This is a genomic window from Clostridium sp. AF02-29 (assembly GCF_934835585.1).
Taxonomy (GTDB): domain Bacteria; phylum Bacillota; class Clostridia; order Lachnospirales; family Lachnospiraceae; genus Otoolea; species Otoolea fessa.
In genome coordinates this window covers 1-3,759 of record NZ_CAKVZK010000070.1, presented here as the reverse complement: position 1 = coordinate 3,759, position 3,759 = coordinate 1, and the positions used below count along the sequence as shown (strand labels likewise).

At 52.2% G+C, this 3,759-nt stretch carries 2 protein-coding genes; both read left to right on the top strand.

Translation table 11 applies throughout. The features are described from left to right. The first annotated feature begins 138 nt into the window (after positions 1-138). Entirely contained in the window at positions 139-1,293 is a 1,155-nt protein-coding gene (gene dnaJ / locus PUQ60_RS11360; protein ID WP_273381481.1) for a molecular chaperone DnaJ, read from the top strand. A gap of 313 nt (positions 1,294-1,606) precedes the next feature. Next, on the top strand, positions 1,607-3,715 hold the full coding sequence (locus PUQ60_RS11355) for a L,D-transpeptidase family protein (RefSeq protein ID WP_273381479.1): 2,109 nt from the start codon (positions 1,607-1,609) through the stop codon (positions 3,713-3,715). The last annotated feature ends 44 nt before the right edge of the window (positions 3,716-3,759 follow it).

Genomic DNA, 3,759 nt, shown 5'->3' with positions numbered 1-3,759 from the left:
TAGGCAATTTTTAATGGATTTTTGCGCGTGACTGTGAAGGTACTGAACAGTTACGTTGTGGGAAGATAAATAGATACGATAGAAACTCTGCCGGATGCGGTCAAATGTACCGGCGGATTTTGGGAAGGAAGAGCTGAAATGGCAGAGAGTAAGAGAGATTACTATGAGGTCTTAGGCGTCCCGAAAGATGCGGACGATGCGACACTCAAAAAAGCATACAGAACCCTGGCCAAAAAGTATCATCCGGATGCAAATCCGGGCGATCAGGCGGCAGCCGATAAATTTAAGGAGGCATCGGAGGCGTACAGCGTACTGAGTGATCCGGAGAAGAGACGTCAGTATGATCAGTTCGGCCATGCGGCTTTTGACGGCGGTGCAGGCGGCGCTGGCGGATTCGGTGGTTTTGATTTCAACGGCGGCGATATGGGAGACATTTTCGGAGATATCTTCGGAGATATTTTTGGCGGCGGACGCAGCCGCGGCGGCAGAAGCAACGGACCGATGCGCGGCGCGGATGTGCGTACCAGTGTGCGGATTACTTTTGAAGAAGCGATCTTCGGCTGTGAAAAAGAACTGGAGTTAAACTTAAAGGAAACCTGTGAGAAATGTCATGGAACGGGTGCAAAACCGGGAACCCAGCCGCAGACCTGTCCGAAATGTAACGGTAAAGGCAAGATCATGTACACGCAGCAGTCGTTCTTTGGTCAGATTCAGAATGTACAGACCTGTCCGGATTGCAACGGAACCGGAAAGATCATCAAGGATAAATGCCCGGATTGCTACGGAACCGGCTATGTAGCGAAGAGAAAGAAGATCAAAGTGACGATCCCGGCAGGTATCGACAACGGTCAGATGTTGCGTGACCGCGGCAATGGTGAACCGGGTACCAACGGCGGTCCGCGCGGAGATCTGCTGGTAGAAGTAGTGGTATCCCAGCACCCGGTCTTCAAGCGTCAGGATACAACAATCTACTCAACCGTGCCGATCTCCTTCGTGAAAGCAGCACTCGGTGGTCCGATCCGCATCAAGACGGTGGACGGCGAGGTAGAGTATGAGGTCAAACCGGGAACCCAGACAGATACGAGAGTCCGTCTGAAAGGAAAAGGTGTTCCGTCCCTGCGTAACCGCAACGTGCGTGGCGACCATTTCGTGACGCTGGTGGTACAGGTTCCGGAGCGCATGACCGAGGCACAGAAGGAAGCGCTTCGCAAGTTTGACGATGCCATGAACGGAATTGTACCGGAGGGCGAGAAACATAAGAAGAAAGGACTGTTCGGAAAGCTGGAGAAATAGAATACGGACAGGACAAAAATAGAAAAGAGCTGTCGGGCTGACATAAAAATGCGGCGCGGCAGCTCTTTGTTTCTGTTTCATAGAAAATTACGTCCCATTACGCGTTCTGTAACAGAATATACCAGAAAATGACAGAGTTTTGTAAGTTGACTTCCGTTTAAAACTTATATACAATAGGACGATGGAGGACCAGCAACACAGATAGCATGGATTTTTGTCAGAAAAATATGCCAAATGATAAAACCATTACTTGAATGGCAGATCCTTCTGGGAATAGGAACCCGTATTGGATTTTTAAAGGGAGAATAGGACGATGACAGATAGAAACGGGAATTTGAATGAAAATTCACGTTCCGGCAGCCGCGAAGATGGGCGGGAGCCGATGAGACGAAATACGGCGATGAACAGCCGGGAGATTATGCTGGAAGATGAAGATTATCTGGATGAGCCGGATGAGGGCTATTTGGATGATGACTATTTCGACCGGGATATGGAAGAACGGATCCTGAGGGAAGCAGAGCTGGACATGGAAAACATACACCAGCCAGAGCGTCAGGATCAGAACCGGTGGGAAGAGCCGGAACGCCTGCCGGAGAAAGAGCCGGAGGAGACAGCCAGTCGAAAGCGCAGCCGCGCCCGTGGAAATCAGAGCGCGGGCACAGGGCGGGAGGCAGCTCATGCGGCGCCGCAGCGGGGACAGGATTCAGGAAAGACGGCATCCTGGACGGAAACCACCCCGGAAAAGGCAGCTCTGAAAGCTGAGCATAGAAAAAACGGTAAAAAGGCGGCATGGATCGCTGCCTGTACGGCGGGCATTCTGCTCGTGGCAGCCGGAGGCGTCTATGTGGGAATGTCCCAGAAATATAAGGCCCGTTTCTTTCCGAATACGCAGATCAACGGTGTTGACGCGTCCGGAAAGACAGCGGCAGAGGTGCAGGAACTGATTTCGGAAGGTGTGAATGGTTACACACTGACGATCGATGAGAGAAATAATCAGACAGAAACGATCGCCGGAACCGATATCAAGCTGCATGCGGAGTTTGACGGCAGCCTGGAAAAGATGGTAGCGGCGCAGAATCCGTTCGCATGGCTGTGGCATATGAAACAGGAAGAATATACGATCGGAACGATGGTGGCGTATGACGATGCGGCGCTGGAAAGCCAGATCCGGAATTTATCGTGTTTAGACCCGGAGAAAGCGGTAGAACCGGTCAATGCAAAGATTTCAGAGTATGTGTCCGGACAAGGATATTCGATTGAGCCCGAACAGGAAGGAACGGCAGTCGAGGCGGAGAAGCTGACACAGGCGGTAACGGGTGCGATCGAGAATCTGCAGGATCATTTATCGCTGGAGGAAGCAGATGTCTATAAGAAGCCGACGGTATTGAAAGACGATGCATCTCTGGCAGAACAGCTGGATAAGATGAATAAATACGCGAAAATGAGCGTGACATACCAGTTTGGCGATTCGACGGAGACCTTAAATGGAGATCAGATTCATGCGTGGCTGATTGCCAATGCAGACGGAAGTGTTTCGGTAGATTCCTCCAAGGTGTCGGAGTACGTGTCTGAGATGGCGAAAGCACACAATACTTCAAACAAAGCGAAAACATTGAAAACATCGTATGGTTCCACGATTCAGGTAAGCGGCGGAACGTATGGCTGGAAGATCAACCAGGCGGCAGAGACGGAAGCGCTGGCAGCGATTATTGCCTCCGGTGAGAGTACGACGCGTGAGCCGGAGTATTCCCAGAAGGCGGCGAGCCATGGGGCAAATGACTACGGTGACACTTACGTGGAGATCAACCTGACCGGACAGCACCTTTTCTTCTATAAAGAAGGAAAGCTGGTGGTAGAGTCGGATTTCGTATCTGGAAACCTGGCGAAAGGCTGGGGAACCCCGGCAGGCTCGTATCCGCTGGCATATAAGCAGAAAAATGCGGTCCTGAAGGGTGAGAATTACCGGACGCCGGTTAATTACTGGATGCCGTTCAATAATGGTATCGGTATGCATGATGCGAAGTGGAGAAGCAGTTTTGGCGGTGCGATTTACAAGACGAGCGGTTCCCACGGCTGTATCAACCTGCCGCCGAGTGTTGCAAAGACGATCTTTGACAATATTTCGGCAGGAACTCCGGTGATCTGCTACAATCTGCCTGGTACGGAGAAGAGTACGACGAGCGGTACGGCAAAACCGGCGGAGACGAAGCCGGCAGAGACCACGGCGCCAGCGGAAACACCAGCTCCGGCAGAGACGCAGGCGCCAGCACCGGCAGAAACACAGGCACCGGGTCCGGCACCGACCACAGCGCCGACGCAGGCGGAGACGAAAGCGCCGGAGACTGCGGCACCGACCCAGGCAGGACCGGGAGGTCCTTCGGGGGATAATGGTGGAAATATTGCAGTGGGACCAGGAGCATAGGAAGAAACGGGAATAAAAATCGAGAAAAAATCGAGAAAAAACCT